A 15,150-nucleotide genomic window follows, 5' to 3' on the forward strand; every position below is an offset into this window, starting at 1 on the left:
CACATCTGGTTGAAAAAAGGGCAAGGGGATCTCCCTTGCCCTGGAGGGGGGAATTACTCGAATTGGGACAGGTTGTCTTTATCAACGCCCACGTAGGCAACACGCACGACCTTGTTGTCGATCTTCCAGTTGGTGCCTTCACCGGCCGGCTTGCCTTCAGCCAGGTTCTTGGTCAGCTCGTAGGTGGCCTTGGCCTGGTTGGCCGCATCGTTCAGCACTGTACCCGCCATGGCACCGCTCTTGACCATGGCCAGGGCTTCCGGCAGGGCATCGACGCCGAATACCGGGATGGCGCTCTTGCCCTGGGCTTTCAGGGATTCAACAGCACCCATTGCCATGCCGTCGTTGTTGGCGATGACCACTTCGATCTTGTTGGCGTTGGGGCCGGAGATCCAGGCGTCCATCTTGTCTTTCGCCATAGCGGTATCCCACATACCGGTATCCATGTGCAGCTGCTCTGTCTTGACGCCGCCGTCATTCAGGGTCTTGACGACGTAGGTGGTGCGGGCTTCCGCATCCGGGTGGCCCGGCTCGCCCTTCAGCAGTACGAACTGGATGACGCCGTCCTTGTTCAGATCCCACTCAGGGTGTGCCTTCCAGTGCTTGGCGATCAGCTGGCCCTGGATGATGCCTGACTCCTTGGAGTCGGTACCCACGTAGTAGGCCTTGTCATAGCTGGCCAGGTCGGCCGCGCTCGGTTCCTTGTTGTAGAACACCACGGGGATCTCGTCCGCACGGGCCTTCTCGATCACGACAGGGGCCGCCGCCGGGTCAACCAGGTTGATGGCCAGCGCCTTCACGCCCTTGGCCAGCAGCACGTCGATCTGGTCGTTCTGCTTGGACTGGTCATTCTGGGAGTCATTCATCAGCAGCTCCACACCGGGATTGGCTGCCGCTTCCTTCTCGATGGCCTTGCGCACTACCGCCATGAAGTTGTCGTCATACTTGTAGACGGTGACACCGATACGGGTATCGGCCTGGGCTTGGGCTCCCGCCATCAGTCCCATCAGCAAGGTGGCAACTGTCGTGAGTTTTTTCATTGTTATGCTCCGATCTCTAATATCTGTTTTTGTAGGGAATGCTGTACACCGTTTGAACTGGCGCCAGCCTAATGTAATCAGTTTGTTGTATGGCGGTCTGTGATCATGGCAACAAAATGAAAACGTTTACACTCTGTTACATAGACATAAAACATTTTAAAATCAATAAGATAACTAATTAAAAGACCTTTACGAATCCATTTTCGTCATCGGCGTCAGATTCAGTGTAGAACACAGTTCCAACTGTAACTTCCAGGCGGCAACCAGAATTCGGGTCGCACGCTCTGGCTCCAGGAGTCATCGCCCCCTACACCCATGTGGAAACCATCCAGGCAGAGGTGCAATCCCCCCAGGGCCACCAGATCGGTCTGGTGGCGGGCCTGGGCCAGCTGCTGCTGGCTGTAGCGGCTGACGCTGAAATGGAACTTGCCCTCCATGCTCACCTCTGCGAGGCGCAGCTGACGGGTATCGCAACGCAAACCGTTGTCGGTCGGGAACACATAGGGGGTGTGCAGGGCCGAGATCGGCAATTGCCAGCGATGGAGGTCGGCGGCAAGCTGACGATCCGGATAGTTCTCGTGGGGACCGCGTCCCAGCCAGCTCACCTCGTCGACCTCGTCGGCCAGCCAGAGCCTGGCCCCGATGCGGGGCAGGGACGGCATGTCGGCGGCAACCTCCACCTCTATGCGCAGCGCCATGGCGCCGTCGGCACCGAAGCTGTGATGCCAGCGGGTCAGCAGCCGCAGCGACTCCCCGACGAAGTAACCGTGGGATACGACCAGCGTCCCCTTATCGGGGTTAGCCTCCAGGCCGAGGCAGCGGTGCTGCAGATCATTGAGCCCGGCCTCCTGCCAGCGGGCAATCCAGGCGTTGGGATCCGCGTGATCCGCCTCGCTGGTGCCGATGTCGTTGTCGAGCGGTGCCCGGTAGAAGTGATCGGCGATGGCATCCCGCAGCCGCTCATGACCCTGTTTCTGCCAGCTACTGATGCGGCCGCTGGCCTTGTCCAGCCGCCACTCGCTGCCTGCGGCACGCACCAGCCAGTGGTCCGGCTGCTCGCTCAATGAGGCGGGCGCCCGGGTAACAGGCAGGGCCAGAGGGGTCGGCAGCATGCATTGCTGGCGCGCCACCTCGTGATCCGCCCCGGCCCATGCCGTGGCGGTGGGCTGCACTATGGTCAGATCCAGCCAGGCCAGGGTGCCTGCGGCAAAGCCCGGCAGCCGCTCCAGCAGGGTCAGCGTCACGCAGCCCTGGGGCGCCAGCTCGAGCGGGCACTCACCCTGGCTCAGCACCACACCGTCCTCCAGCAATTGCCAGCGCAACACCTCGTTGTCCGTGGGGCGGAACAGGTATTCGCTGCGGATCTCGACCCGGAGCGGCTGCCGGCTTTGCAGGGTCAGCACGAAGGGCTGCTGGGCCCGCTTCGCCTCGAACAGAGCGGGATGCGGCGTCCGGTCCGGGAACAGCAGGCCGTTGCAGCAGAACTGGCGATCGTTGGGAATATCGCCGAAGTCACCGCCATAGGCCCAGAAATGGCGGCCATCGTCGGTCTGCTTGTCGAGCCCCTGATCCACCCAATCCCACACGAAACCGCCCTGCAGGCGGGGATGATCGCGAAACGCCTGCCAGTAGTGGGCATAACCCCCCAGGCTGTTGCCCATGGCGTGTGCGTACTCGCAGAGGATCAGCGGTCGGGTCTCGTCCGGCAGTCCTATCCACTTGGCCAGCGCCCACTTGGGCACCGCCGGGAAGGATTGATCCTGATGAGTGCGGGCATACATGGGGCAGATGATGTCGGTGGCCGGGGTATCGGCCCCGCCCCCTTCGTACTGAACCGGCCGGCTCGGATCGGCCCGTTTGACCCACTGATACATGGCGTCGTGGGCCGGGCCATAACCGGATTCGTTGCCCAGCGACCAGATGATGATGCTGGGGTGGTTGAAGTCCCGCGCCACCATGCGGGTGACCCGCTCCAGGAAGGCGTTGCTCCAGGCGGGATCCTGCGCCAGCCGCCCCATGGGGGTCATGCCGTGGGTCTCCAGGTTCGCCTCGTCCACCACGTAGAGGCCGAGCCGGTCACACAGTCGATAGAACTCGGGATGGTTGGGGTAGTGGGAGCAGCGCACCGCGTTGAAGTTGTGCTGCTTCATCAGCCGCAGATCCTGCTCCATGGCGGCAGGGGTCACCACATGGCCCAGGGCGGGATCGTGTTCGTGGCGATTGGCGCCGCGGATCAGCAGCGGCTGGCCGTTGACCCTCAGCAGGCCGCCCTTGATCTCCACCGCCCGAAAACCCACGTCATGGGCCTCGCTCTCGATGGGCTCGCCCTGCTCATCCAGCAGGGTCAGGGTCAGTCGATAGAGGTGCGGCGTCTCGGCGCTCCACTTGTGCGGCGCCGCTACCTCCAGCCACAGCTCGGCCCTGTCTGGGTAGGCGCCCTTCTCGTCGATGGCGCCTGTGCCGAGCGGCTGGCGCCGATCGGCGATCAGCGTCTCGCCGAAATAGAGCCTGGCCTCCACCGCCAGCCCGGCGCCCTCATTGACCTGCAGCGCCACCTTGAGGCGGGCGTCCCGGTAACAGGCGTCCAGCACAGGGGTCAGCCGCACGTCCAGCAGCCGGCGCTCGGGTTTGTGCAGCAGGCTGACGGAGCGGAAGATGCCGCTCATGCGCCACATGTCCTGATCCTCCAGATAGGAGCCATCGGACCAGCGCAGCACCAGCACGGCCAGCCGGTTCGCACCGGCCTGCAGGAAGTCGCCGAGATCAAATTCTGCGGGCAGCCTGCTGTCCTGGGAGTAACCGACCCAGCGGCCGTTGCAGAACAGATGGAAGGCGCTGTCCACCCCATCGAAGATGATGCGGGTCTGGCCGCTGGCCAGCCAGTCGGCGGGCAGTTCAAACTCGCGGGAATAGCAGCCGGTGGGGTTCTCGGCCGGCACCCGGGGCGGATCGCAGGGGAAGGGGTACTTGATGTTGGTGTAGATGGGGCGATCAAACCCCTGCAGTTGCCAGTTGCCGGGCACCCGGATGGGGGTCGCGCCGGGCAGATCCCCGCTCAGCCACTCCTCTGGCACCAGCTCAGGGGCTTCGAAGAAGGAGAAACGCCAGTCGCCATCGAGCAGCATGCGGGAGGGCGAAGGGAGCCCGGCACGGGCATCGGCCTCGCTGCGCCAGCTGAACAAGGGGGTATGGGCAGGCAGACGATTCACCGATGTAATCGCCTGGGTCTGCCAGTCCTGACGGGCCACTATCTCCCTGAGCATTCTTCTCTCTCCCTGCATGAAACAGATAACGCATGCAGTGTAGGGGAGTTTTGCCCGGTGATCGGCGATCTCGCTCACACAGATGTAAACGATTACACTGATTTTGTTAAGTAAAACAGGGTAAAAATAAGATAAATGAAAGTAAAAGATCACCCTGCCGGATAGGCAGGCTGAAACAGGGCGATCCAGACGTGGAAATCGGGGAAAAAGAGAGATGGATGGCCTCGAACAGGTACTCTTTAGGCGTGTTATCAGAGGCGGCCACTCAACTACCTCCAATCCACCGTCAGAAGACGGCAAGGAGACACAGCCTTCCGAGCTGTGGGGACCACCGGATGCGATTGTTCAGAGACTGGCGGGCGCCATCAAGCGGCAATTGAACAGGGACCTGGGCGTGTAGCGGCGCCTCTGCCCCCCACTCCAGCGCTATGACAACGGCAAATGGGAAGAGCGCTCAGAGCCCGACGAGCGCGACCGAGTGCGGTTGAGCAGAGACCAGGGCGCTTAGCAGAGGCGCAAGTCTGTAAACACGCCTCTGCCGCCATCACGCCAGCGCCATGACGGCGGCGAGAAGATGCGGCGATCAGAGCCTGACGGGCGCCACCGAGTGGCGGTTGAGCAGAGACCAGGGCGCTTAGCAGTGGCGCAAGTCTGTAGACACGCCTCTGCCACCTTCACGCCAGCGCCATGATAACGGCAAGGAGGGCAGAGCGCTCAGAGCCCGACGGGCGTGACCGAGTGGCGGTTGAGCAGAGACCAGGGCGCTTAGCAGAGGCGCAAGTCTGTAAACACGCCTCTGCCGCCTTCACGCCAGCGCCATGACAGCGGCAAGGGGGGGCAGAGCGTGAGCCTGTAAACACGCCTCTACCGCCTTCACCCCACCGCCATGACGGCGGCGAGAAGACGCAGCGATCAGAGCCTGACGGGCGCGACCGAGTGGCGGTTGATCAGGGTCGGGGTGTAGATCCGGCTCTGCACCGTCTCGCTCTCCCCGGCGGCGAGTTGCAACGCCAGCTTGGCGGCCTGGGCGGCCATGAGCTCGATGGGATAGCGCATGGTGGATAGCTTGGGCCGCAAGTATCTGGCATAGATGATGTCATCGAAGCCCACCACAGAGACCTCTTCCGGCACCTTGAGGCCGTTGTCCGCCAGCACCGAGATGGCCCCTGCCGCCATGGCGTCGTTGTAGGCCACCACGGCCGTGATGGGCAGCCCCTTGGCCAGCAGGTTGAGCATGGCGCGCTCCCCCCCTTCCTCATTGGGCATGCCGCTCTCCACCAGCTCGGGATCTGCGCTCAAACCCGCCTCGGCCAGGGCATCCTGATAACCCTGATGGCGCAGCAGGGCATCCTCGATGGCGTGATCCGAACTGAGGAAGGCGATGTGACGGTGCCCCAGCTCCAGCAGATGGCGGGTCGCGGTGGCGGCCCCCTGCCGGTTGTTGAGGGCGATGCAGCGGCCCCTCAGGCTGGGGATGTCGCGGTTGATCAGCACCATGCCGGGGGCTCGCAGGGCGTAGTCGATGAGCTCCTCGTCGCTGAGCGCCTTGCTGTGCACCACCAGCGCCTCGCAGCGCTTGCCGATCAGCAGATCTATGGCTTCCCGCTCCTGCTGGGCGCGGTGAAAACCATTACCCATCAGCAGGTGCAACCCCTGTTCCACCGCCACGGCGGCGACCCCCTTGACCAGGGCTCCGAAGAAGGGATCCGCCACGTCACCGACCACCACCCCCATGGTGTCGCAGGTCTGGCTGACCAGGGCCCGGGCGTTGGCGTTGGGGGTGTAGCCCAGCTCGGCCATGGCCTTCTGCACTACCTCGCGGGAGGCGGCGCTGGCCTTGGGTGAGTTGTTCATCACCCGTGAAACCGTTGCCACCGATACATTGGCCAAACGGGCGACATCCTTGATGGTGCTCATGCTGTTTTCACTTATTTCACGGTTCGATATGGCGCCATTATACCGGGCAATGTCACTGATAACAGGGGGAAAAGCCATGTCGATGCATTTATAACCACACAAACAAGTGTAATCGTTTCCACATATTTGTTAACCAGTTCACAGTTTGTCCGTCAGCCCCTCGGCTAGACTCCTGCTCAGGCTTTCCTTGCGTGAGGCACGAACGGTGGAGAAGAGGATGAGAGTACTGGTGACCGGCGGTTGCGGCTATATCGGCAGCCACACCTGTCTGGCCTTGCAGGCGGCAGGCATGGAGCCCGTGGTGGTGGACAACCTCTGCAACAGCAAGGCCGCCGTGCTGACACGGGTCGCCGCCATCAGCGGGCAGATGCCCAAGTTCTATCAGGGGGATATCCGTGATCCTGCCCTGCTGGACAGCATCTTCGCCGAGCAGCAGATAGACGCAGTGATCCACTTCGCCGCCCTGAAAGCGGTCGGCGAATCGACCCGGATCCCCCTCGAATATTATGAGAACAACCTGAGCGGCACCCTGGTGCTGCTGCAGGCGATGAAGCGGGCCGGGGTTCACAACCTGGTGTTCAGCTCCTCGGCCACCGTCTACGGCGACCCGGCCAGCACCCCCATCCGGGAGGACTTCCCGCGCAGCGCCACCAATCCCTATGGCCGATCCAAGCTGATCATCGAGGAGATCCTCGAGGATCTACAGGCCGCCGAACCCCACTGGAGCATGACGCTGCTGCGCTACTTCAACCCGGTCGGCGCCCACGAGTCCGGCACCCTGGGGGAGGATCCCCAGGGCATGCCCAACAATCTCATGCCCTATATCACTCAGGTGGCCATTGGCCGTCGTGACTGCCTCTCGGTCTTTGGAAACGATTACAACACCGTGGACGGCACAGGGGTGCGCGACTATATCCATGTGATGGATCTCGCCGAGGGGCACGTCAAGGCGCTGCCCCACTGTGCGGGGCGAGGCGGCGTCCACCCTTACAACCTGGGTACGGGCCAGGGCCAGAGCGTGCTGCAGATGGTGGCGGCGTTCGAGGCGGCATGCGGCCGCCCCCTGCCCTGTCGCATCGAACCCAGACGCCCGGGTGACATCGCCGAATGCTGGGCCGATCCCGCCAAGGCCGAGCGCGAGCTGGGCTGGCATGCCACCCGGGATCTCGCGGCCATGTGCGCCGACAGCTGGCGCTGGCAGTTCGCCAACCCGAACGGTTACGAGGAGTAGGCCTGACGGCCTGCCCGTTACGATTTTCTCAACTCATTGATTGGAGTGATGATGTTCAACCCTGTTGATCACCCCCACCGCCGTTTCAACCCGCTGACCGGCCAGTATGTACTGGTCTCCCCCCACAGGGCCAAGCGCCCCTGGCAGGGTCAGGTCGAAAAAATAAGCCAGGCACCGAGCCAGTCCCACGATCCGGACTGCTTCCTCTGTGCGGGCAACAAGCGCGTCACCGGCGACCAGAATCCCGACTATCAGGAGACCTTCGTCTTCACCAACGACTTCGCCGCCCTGATGCAGGACACCCCGGCCGCCGACGGCCAGCAGGATCCCCTGCTCAAGCTGGAGGCCGCCCGCGGCACCAGCCGGGTCATCTGCTTCTCGCCAGATCACGGCAAGACACTCCCCGAGCTGGCGCTGCCCGCCATAGAGGCGGTGATCAGCACCTGGATGAGCCAGGTGGCCGAGCTGTCGAGCCAGTGGGACTGGGTGCAGGTCTTTGAAAACAAGGGCGCCGTCATGGGCTGCTCCAACCCCCACCCCCACGGCCAACTGTGGGGCAGCGACTTCCTGCCCAACGAGATCGCCCGCGAAGAGCAGCACCAGCGCAACTGGCTGGCCGAACACGGCCGCCCGCTGCTGCTGGACTATGTGGAGCGGGAGCTGGCGGACAGATCCCGCATAGTGGTGGAGACGACACATTGGCTGGCAGTGGTGCCCTTCTGGGCGGCCTGGCCGTTCGAGACCCTGCTGCTGCCCAAGGCCCATGTGCCCTCCCTGCTGGGTCTCACCCAGGAGCAGCAGGAGGATCTGGCGGTGGCGCTCAAGGAGCTCACCAGCCGCTACGACAATCTGTTCGAGTGCAGCTTCCCCTACTCCATGGGCTGGCACTTCGCGCCGCCCAAGTCGGATTGCCCCGAGGCCTGGCAACTGCACGCCCACTTCTATCCGCCCCTGCTGCGCTCCGCCACGGTACGCAAGTTCATGGTGGGCTTCGAGATGCTGGCCGAAACCCAGCGAGACCTGACCCCGGAACAGGCCGCCGAGCGCCTGCGCTCCCTCTCCCCCGTTCATTACAAAGCCAATGAGGTGACCCCATGACCCCGAGCCAACGCGTCAGCGCCGTGTTTGCCGAGCAGTTTGAGCAACAACCCGACCTGCTGGTGCGCGCCCCCGGTCGCGTCAACCTCATCGGCGAGCACACCGACTACAACGACGGCTTCGTGCTGCCCTGCGCCATCGACTACGAGACCTGCGTCGCCATCGGCCTGCGCAGCGACAACCTGGTGCACGTGATCGCCGCCGACTACGGCAACCAGCGGGATCTATTCGACCTGGACAAGCCCATCACCCATCATCCGGATCAGCGCTGGAGCGACTACATTCGCGGCGTGGTCAAGCATCTGCAGGCCCGTGGCCATGCCCTGCGCGGCCTCAATCTGGTGGTCTCAGGCAACGTGCCCCAGGGGACAGGCCTGTCGTCGTCCGCGTCTCTTGAGGTGGCCATAGGCCAGGCCTTCAAGGAGGCCCTGGGGCTTCACATCAGCCAGGCCGAGATCGCCCTCAACGGCCAGCAGGCGGAGAACCAGTTCGTCGGCTGCAACTGCGGCATCATGGATCAGATGATCTCCGCCAGCGGCGAACGGGATCACGCCCTGCTGCTGGACTGCCGCTCCCTGGAGACCCGCCTCATCCCCATGCCCGAAGATCTGGCGGTGCTGATCGTCAACTCCAACGTGCGCCGCGGCCTGGTGGACAGCGAATACAACACCCGTCGCCAGCAGTGCGAGACCGCCGCCCGTCACTACGGGGTCAAGGCCCTGCGCGACCTGGATCTGGCCGCGCTGGAAGCGGGCAAGGCCGGGCTGGACGAAGCCTGCTACCGCCGTGCCCGCCACGTGGTGGGGGAAAACGCCCGCACCCTGGCCGCCGCCGAGGCGCTGGCCTCTGGCGATCTGGTGCGCCTCGGCGAGCTGATGGGCCAGTCCCATGCCGCCATGCGGGATGACTTCGAGATCACCGTGCCCGCCATCGACGGCCTGGTGGAGATCATCAAGGCAGAGATCGGTACCCAGGGCGGCGTGCGCATGACAGGGGGTGGCTTCGGCGGCTGCGTGGTGGCCCTGTTGCGCCCGGCGCAGGTGGACGAGGTGATCGCCGTGGTCGAGGCCCAGTATCCGGCCAGGTTTGGCCTCAAGGCGGACTGCTATGTCTGCCGCGCCAGCGCCGGGGCCGGCAGGCTCTAACGGGAAGCACATGAGTGACAGGCCACTGACCATCGAAACGGGCAAACCATGAAGACATTCGAACTGGAAAACGAGGAGGGGCTGCGCCTGCGCGGCCTCGAATTTGGCGCCACCCTCACCTCCCTCAGCCTGCCGGTGGCCGGCGTGCGCCGTGAAGTGTTGCTGGGCTGCGCCGATGAAGCCTATGCCACCCAGCAGGTGTGGCTGGGGGCGGTGGCGGGGCGCTTTGCCAACCGCATCGGCGGCGCCGAGCTGGTGCGAGGGGACGAACGCTGGTCCCTGGACGCCAATCAGGCCCCCCATTGCCTGCACGGCGGACGAGCCGGATTCCATCGTCAGCCCTGGCAGATAAAGGAACGGGAGGCGGACAGGGTCAGGCTGGCCCTGCTCTCAAGGGCGGGAGATCAGGGCTTCCCCGGCAACCTTCGGGTGACCCTGGAGTATCGGCTGGAGCAGCAGGATCTGGTGGTCGACTTCAGGGCCAGCACGGACGCGCCGACCCCGGTCAGCCTCACCAGCCACGCCTATTTCAATCTCGATGGCCACCAAAGCGGCAGCGATCTGCACTCTGATATTCGCAGTCATGCCATCAGTATCAATGCCGATCGCTTCCTGCCCACCGACCAGAGCGGTTTGCCGCTCGCCATCACGCCGGTGGAGGGCCCCTTCGATCTGCGTACCGAACGCCCCATAGGCCAGGATTGGCTGAGCCACCCCCAACAGCAGCAGGCCAAGGGCTTTGATCACGCCTTTCTGCTGAACGGCTCCGAACAGGCCTTGGCGGCAAGGGTGGTCTCAGGGGATAAGCAGCTGGTGATGGAGGTCCATACCAATCAACCCTCCCTGCAGTTCTACACCGGCAACTGGCTGGCCAGCACGCCGGACCGCCGCGGTCGACCATACCGGGATTACGACGGTTTCTGCCTGGAGGCGCAACAGCTGCCGGACAGCCCGAACCGGCCCGAGCTCGGCGACCCCTGGCTGCTGCCGGGCCAGCTGTATCACCACCAGACCCGTTACCGCCTGATCCCCGCAGGCTAAGACCCCCTACCGATCTCCCCCTTCGAAAGGGGGAGGCGCTATGACGCCTCTTATGAAGGGGAGAGGTGGGATTCTTCACCCTCTCTTGCTGACGACAGTCCACCGAGCCAACTCAGGAGTCTTGATGAACATGGATGATCACTACCTCGCCGCGCCGGATCGTTACCAGCGCCAGCCCTACAGAGCCGCCGGTCGCCACGGCCTGCGCCTGCCCGGCATAGGCCTCGGGCTCTGGCACAACTTCGGCGCCGGGAGCGATCCCGCCAGGGTGAAGGCCATGGTGCATCAGGCCTTCGATCTGGGGATCACCCACTTCGATCTCGCCAACAACTACGGGCCGCCGCCGGGCTCCGCCGAGACCACCTTCGGCGGCGTGCTCAAACGCAGTCTGGCCCCCTACAGAGACGAGCTGATCATCGCCAGCAAGGCGGGTTATGTGATGTGGGACGGCCCCTACGGCGATGGCGGCAGCGCCAAGTACCTCTTTGCCAGCCTGCACCAGAGCCTGCGCCGGCTCGGGCTCGACTATGTGGACATCTTCTATCACCACAGGCCGGATCCCCGCACCCCGCTGGAGGAGACCTGTCAGGCGCTGGCGCTCATGGTGCGTCAGGGCAAGGCGCTCTACGTCGGCCTCTCCAACTACCCGGCCGAGCTTGCCGCCAGGGCGGCGACCCGGCTGGCCGAACTCGGCACCCCCTGCCTGGTCAACCAGCTCAAGTACTCCCTGTTCCAGCGCGACATCGAGGCCGAGACGCTGCCGGTCTGCCGCGAGCAGGGAGTGGGGGTGGTCGCCTTCTCGCCCCTGGCGGGGGGCCTGCTGAGCGATCGCTACCTGGAGGGGATCCCGGCGGACTCCCGCGCCGCCAGCGCCAGCCCCTTCCTCCAGCCAGACCAGATCACCCCGGACAAGCTGGCCCGCATCCGCGCCCTCCATGCCCTGGCGCAGCAACGAGGGCAGCCCCTGTCACAGCTGGCATTGCAGTGGGTGCTTCGCGATCCCGTGGTGAGCTGCGCCCTGATCGGCGCCAGCAGCCCGCAGCAGATAGTAAGCGCGGTCGAAGCCCTGGCCCTGCCGCCGCTGGAAGAGGCGCTGCAGCAGCAGATCCTGGCGGTGCTGGCATGACGGGCCTATACCGCTGACCATGTCAGAAGATGACGGAACCAGGGGACTGTCGGCCCCTGCCCCGCGCCACCCGCAGACAAACGACACCGGCCGCGCGGCACCTAGCGGGTTCGACTGTCCCTTCCAATAATCTCTGGTTGCCCGCGTGATTTTCCGCCATCATTGGCCGCCCCGACCCTGATCGGGGCTGATTTTATCCGGACCCATCAACCAAGAGATCTGTACCATGACCGAATCCTACGCCCTGTTTGTGGCCTTCGTGCTGGGCATAGTGGAAGGCCTGACCGAGTTTCTGCCCGTTTCCTCCACCGGCCACATGATCATCGTCGGCCACCTGCTCGGTTTCGAAGGCCCCAAGGCCGCCACCTTCGAGGTGGTGATCCAGCTGGGCTCCATCCTGGCTGTGGTCGTCATGTTCTGGCGCCGGCTGTTCGGCCTCATCGGCATCCATTTCGGTCAGAAACCGGCACCTGGGCATGCCACCCTCTCCCTGGTGCACATCATCCTCGGCATGTTGCCCGCCGTGCTCATCGGGCTGGCCATCCACAGCTGGATCAAGGCCCATCTGTTTGGCCCTGAAACCGTGATGTATGCCCTGGTGGCCGGCGGCATACTGCTCATCATCGCCGAGAAGTTCCGCCCAGCCGTCACCGCCGAGACCCTGGACGACATCAGCTACAAGCAGGCGTTCGGCATAGGTCTGTTCCAGTGCCTGGCGCTCTGGCCCGGTTTCTCCCGCTCCGGCGCCACCATCAGCGGCGGCATGCTGATGGGCATCAGCCGCCATGCGGCGGCCGAATTCTCCTTCATCATGGCGGTGCCCATGATGATGGCGGCCAGCGGACTGGACCTCTACAAGAGCCGCGACTTCCTCTCCATGGCCGACTTCCCCATGTTTGCGGTGGGCTTCGTCACCGCCTTCGCGGTCGCCATGGTCGCCATCAAGACCTTCCTGGCGCTGATCCGTCGCCTCGACTTCATCCCGTTCGCCATCTACCGCTTCGTGGTGGCCTTCGCCGTCTACCTGGTATTTGTGGCCTGATCCCGAGGGATTGCCTGATGAAAAAAGGGACCGTTAAGGTCCCTTTTTCTATTGCTGCCCGCACTCAATAGAGGCGATGGCTGATGCCGTTGAGCAGCCGAGACAGTCCCTTGGTGAAGTGGACGGGTGCGTCCTGCACCGTGTAGCAGAGGCAGCCGTCCGGGGTGTGCGGGCTGTGGGCGTGACTGGCGTCGCGCCAGATGAAGTCCCCCGCCTGATAGCAGATGTCCCCCTCCTGCATGTTGCCCGCCAGCAGCAGGGTCAGCTCATAGCCCTTGTGGGTATGCTCGGGGATGCGGCCACCGGCCTCGATATGGAGCAGGCTGGCGCGAGCCCCCATCTCGTCGAGCGGCAGGCTGTACTGGCGAATGGCGCCCACATGGCGCCACTTGGGCGCATGGTGGCGGGCCAGCACCCGTGGCAGCCGGTAGGATTGGCCCGCGACCCGCAACTCGGGGGCCGGCCGCACCTGCTGCGCTAGCTCGGCCACGGCCGCCACGGGTTGTTGCAGTATCTCCGCCAGCATGGCGTCGAGCCCGGCCGGCAGCCCCTGGTCCGGCGCGGCCGGCGCCAGGAGCTGGTTCGCCAGCTCGGCCTCAAGGGTCTGCACCTGGGCGGCACACTCGGGGCAGAGCTCGCAATGGGCAGAGACACCGACGGCCAGCGGCAGGGGCAACTCGTCGGCGGCGAAGGCCCGCAACATGAGTTCGGTCGGATGGGTCTTAATCATGGCCTTGCTCCACTTGCTCTTTCAGTTTCTGTAATGCCAGCCGGAGGCGGGACTTGATGGTCCCGAGCGGGACGCCCAGCCTGTCGGCCAGCTCCTGCTGGGAAAACTCCTGCAGATAGATGCCGCGTACCACCTGTTGTTGCGGCTCCGGCAGAGTGGCGAGGTAATCTGCCATCTGGCGGGTCAGCACGGCGTCCTCCCCGCCGCTCAGGTGCTCCTCTTCCGCCCTGAACTCCAGCAGGGGCCACAGCTCCTCGGCGCAGAGATCCTCCTTGCTGGCGCGACGGCGCCGCAGCATGTCGAAACTCTGGTTGCGCATGACGGTATAGATCCAGGTGGTCGGCGCCCCCTTCTCGGGGTGATAGAGGCGAGCCTTCTGCCACACCAGCAGCATGGTCTCCTGCACCAGCTCGAGGGCGTTGGCCTCGCTGCCGAGGTGGCGCATCCCATAGCTGCGGATGCGCGGCGCGAAGTGGTGGAACAGGGTGGCGAAGGCGACCTTGTCGCCATGTTCGGCCACCCGAATGAGAAGAGACGTCAGATCGCCATCTGGGTTGTCCATGGGGGGCGATATCCTGCTTGGAGCCGATTGTGATTGGCCAGTATATGCCATTGCGCCATCCCTTGAGTGTTGCTGTCATCACCATTACGGCTGGCGGGGCGAAAGGATCACCGGGGACGGGAATTCAGTGGCTCGCGACCAGCAGGCCGCTCAGCAGGGAGAGGGCGGGCTGGTTATCCTTGGCCGCGACCAGCCACTGCTTCTGCTCCACCGGGATGGGCAGCACCTCCAGCCAGCGCTGGGCTACCCAGCTGGCGTCGTCCCAGTCGGGCTCGGGGTAGAGGGCCGCGTATTCCGGGTAGTCGTTGAACACATCCTGCAGCGCCTTGGCCAGGGTGTGCTGGTCGGCCTTGAGCCGGCCGCTCTGCCAGGGGGGCAGCGGCTCCACCTCACCCACCCGCAGGCCGTCAGGCTCCTGCCACAGATCGACTATCCTGACCCGCTCCACCCCGAGCACTGTGATGCCGAGCAGGCCGTCCGGCAGCAGATCGAAATCGATGATCCGCACCCGGGTGGCGATGGGATACATGTTGCGCATGGCGTCGGGCTGGCGGGGGTCCAGCATGCAGAGCGCAAACTCCCGCTCCCGCACCTCGGCTATCATGCGCTGATACCTGGGCTCGAAGATGCGCAGCGGCATTATGCCGCCGGGCAGCAGGTGGGCGGAGAGTGGAAACAGCACCAGTGTCATCGGGATCGTCCTCTAGCGACTTCCTCTAAGGATACGACCGCCAGACGGCGCGGGATCATTCAGACCAAATTGGAATAAATAACCCCTTAACAATCAGGGGAAAATAGCCTGGACAAGCCGCTTCGATATGCAGTAGAAATGGATAACCACCACTTATTCAAATCAATATTCTGCAATGTGGTGAAAAACGCAGTGAAATATCCGCCACCCCAAGGGGGTCGGGCCATTCCTATAGTTTTCTCGGCCCGATGCGGGTAAAATTCA

The 15,150-nt window shown here is 64.0% G+C and carries 12 protein-coding genes; 6 read left to right on the forward strand and 6 right to left on the reverse strand.

The features are described from left to right. Window positions 1-53: 53 nt before the first annotated feature. The 3 genes from mglB to ACFWHB_RS20300 form a co-directional block, all read right to left on the reverse strand. Complete coding sequence (gene mglB / locus ACFWHB_RS20290; protein ID WP_111910882.1) at window positions 54-1,040, reverse strand: galactose/glucose ABC transporter substrate-binding protein MglB; 987 nt, start codon at window positions 1,038-1,040, stop codon at window positions 54-56. A 221-nt stretch (window positions 1,041-1,261) separates the two neighbouring features. Then, entirely contained in the window at window positions 1,262-4,303 is a 3,042-nt protein-coding gene (locus ACFWHB_RS20295) for a beta-galactosidase (RefSeq protein WP_395949137.1), read from the reverse strand. A 912-nt stretch (window positions 4,304-5,215) separates the two neighbouring features. Then, on the reverse strand, window positions 5,216-6,220 hold the full coding sequence (locus tag ACFWHB_RS20300; protein WP_163148389.1) for a substrate-binding domain-containing protein: 1,005 nt from the start codon (window positions 6,218-6,220) through the stop codon (window positions 5,216-5,218). A gap of 217 nt (window positions 6,221-6,437) precedes the next feature. Between ACFWHB_RS20300 and galE the strand changes: the two genes are divergently transcribed. From galE to bacA, 6 genes are all read left to right on the forward strand, one after another. Continuing rightward, a complete protein-coding gene (gene galE, locus ACFWHB_RS20305; RefSeq protein ID WP_395949138.1) occupies window positions 6,438-7,451 on the forward strand; it encodes a UDP-glucose 4-epimerase GalE in 1,014 nt (337 codons plus the stop codon). A gap of 51 nt (window positions 7,452-7,502) precedes the next feature. Continuing rightward, complete coding sequence (locus tag ACFWHB_RS20310; protein WP_395949139.1) at window positions 7,503-8,549, forward strand: UDP-glucose--hexose-1-phosphate uridylyltransferase; 1,047 nt, start codon at window positions 7,503-7,505, stop codon at window positions 8,547-8,549. Continuing rightward, on the forward strand, window positions 8,546-9,694 hold the full coding sequence (gene galK / locus ACFWHB_RS20315) for a galactokinase (RefSeq protein ID WP_289987232.1): 1,149 nt from the start codon (window positions 8,546-8,548) through the stop codon (window positions 9,692-9,694). Before ACFWHB_RS20310 ends, galK begins: the two co-directional genes overlap by 4 nt. A gap of 48 nt (window positions 9,695-9,742) precedes the next feature. Further along, on the forward strand, window positions 9,743-10,735 hold the full coding sequence (gene galM, locus ACFWHB_RS20320; RefSeq protein WP_395949140.1) for a galactose-1-epimerase: 993 nt from the start codon (window positions 9,743-9,745) through the stop codon (window positions 10,733-10,735). 130 nt (window positions 10,736-10,865) lie between these two features. Continuing rightward, window positions 10,866-11,861: an aldo/keto reductase gene (locus ACFWHB_RS20325; protein ID WP_395950227.1), complete on the forward strand. Its 996-nt coding sequence runs from the start codon at window positions 10,866-10,868 to the stop codon at window positions 11,859-11,861. 226 nt (window positions 11,862-12,087) lie between these two features. After that, entirely contained in the window at window positions 12,088-12,903 is an 816-nt protein-coding gene (bacA, locus tag ACFWHB_RS20330) for an undecaprenyl-diphosphate phosphatase (protein WP_106885514.1), read from the forward strand. 64 nt (window positions 12,904-12,967) lie between these two features. Here bacA and ACFWHB_RS20335 read toward each other — a convergent pair whose 3' ends face one another. The 3 genes from ACFWHB_RS20335 to ACFWHB_RS20345 form a co-directional block, all read right to left on the reverse strand. Further along, window positions 12,968-13,633, reverse strand: coding sequence for a ChrR family anti-sigma-E factor (locus ACFWHB_RS20335; protein WP_395949141.1), 666 nt, complete (start codon window positions 13,631-13,633; stop codon window positions 12,968-12,970). Then, complete coding sequence (locus tag ACFWHB_RS20340) at window positions 13,626-14,195, reverse strand: sigma-70 family RNA polymerase sigma factor (RefSeq protein WP_025328693.1); 570 nt, start codon at window positions 14,193-14,195, stop codon at window positions 13,626-13,628. Before ACFWHB_RS20340 ends, ACFWHB_RS20335 begins: the two co-directional genes overlap by 8 nt. Window positions 14,196-14,319: 124 nt before the next feature. Then, window positions 14,320-14,886: an LON peptidase substrate-binding domain-containing protein gene (locus tag ACFWHB_RS20345; protein WP_025328694.1), complete on the reverse strand. Its 567-nt coding sequence runs from the start codon at window positions 14,884-14,886 to the stop codon at window positions 14,320-14,322. Window positions 14,887-15,150 lie beyond the last annotated feature (264 nt).

The sequence above is a fragment of the Aeromonas mytilicola subsp. aquatica genome (assembly GCF_044336385.1).
In the GTDB taxonomy this organism is placed as follows: domain Bacteria; phylum Pseudomonadota; class Gammaproteobacteria; order Enterobacterales; family Aeromonadaceae; genus Aeromonas; species Aeromonas rivipollensis.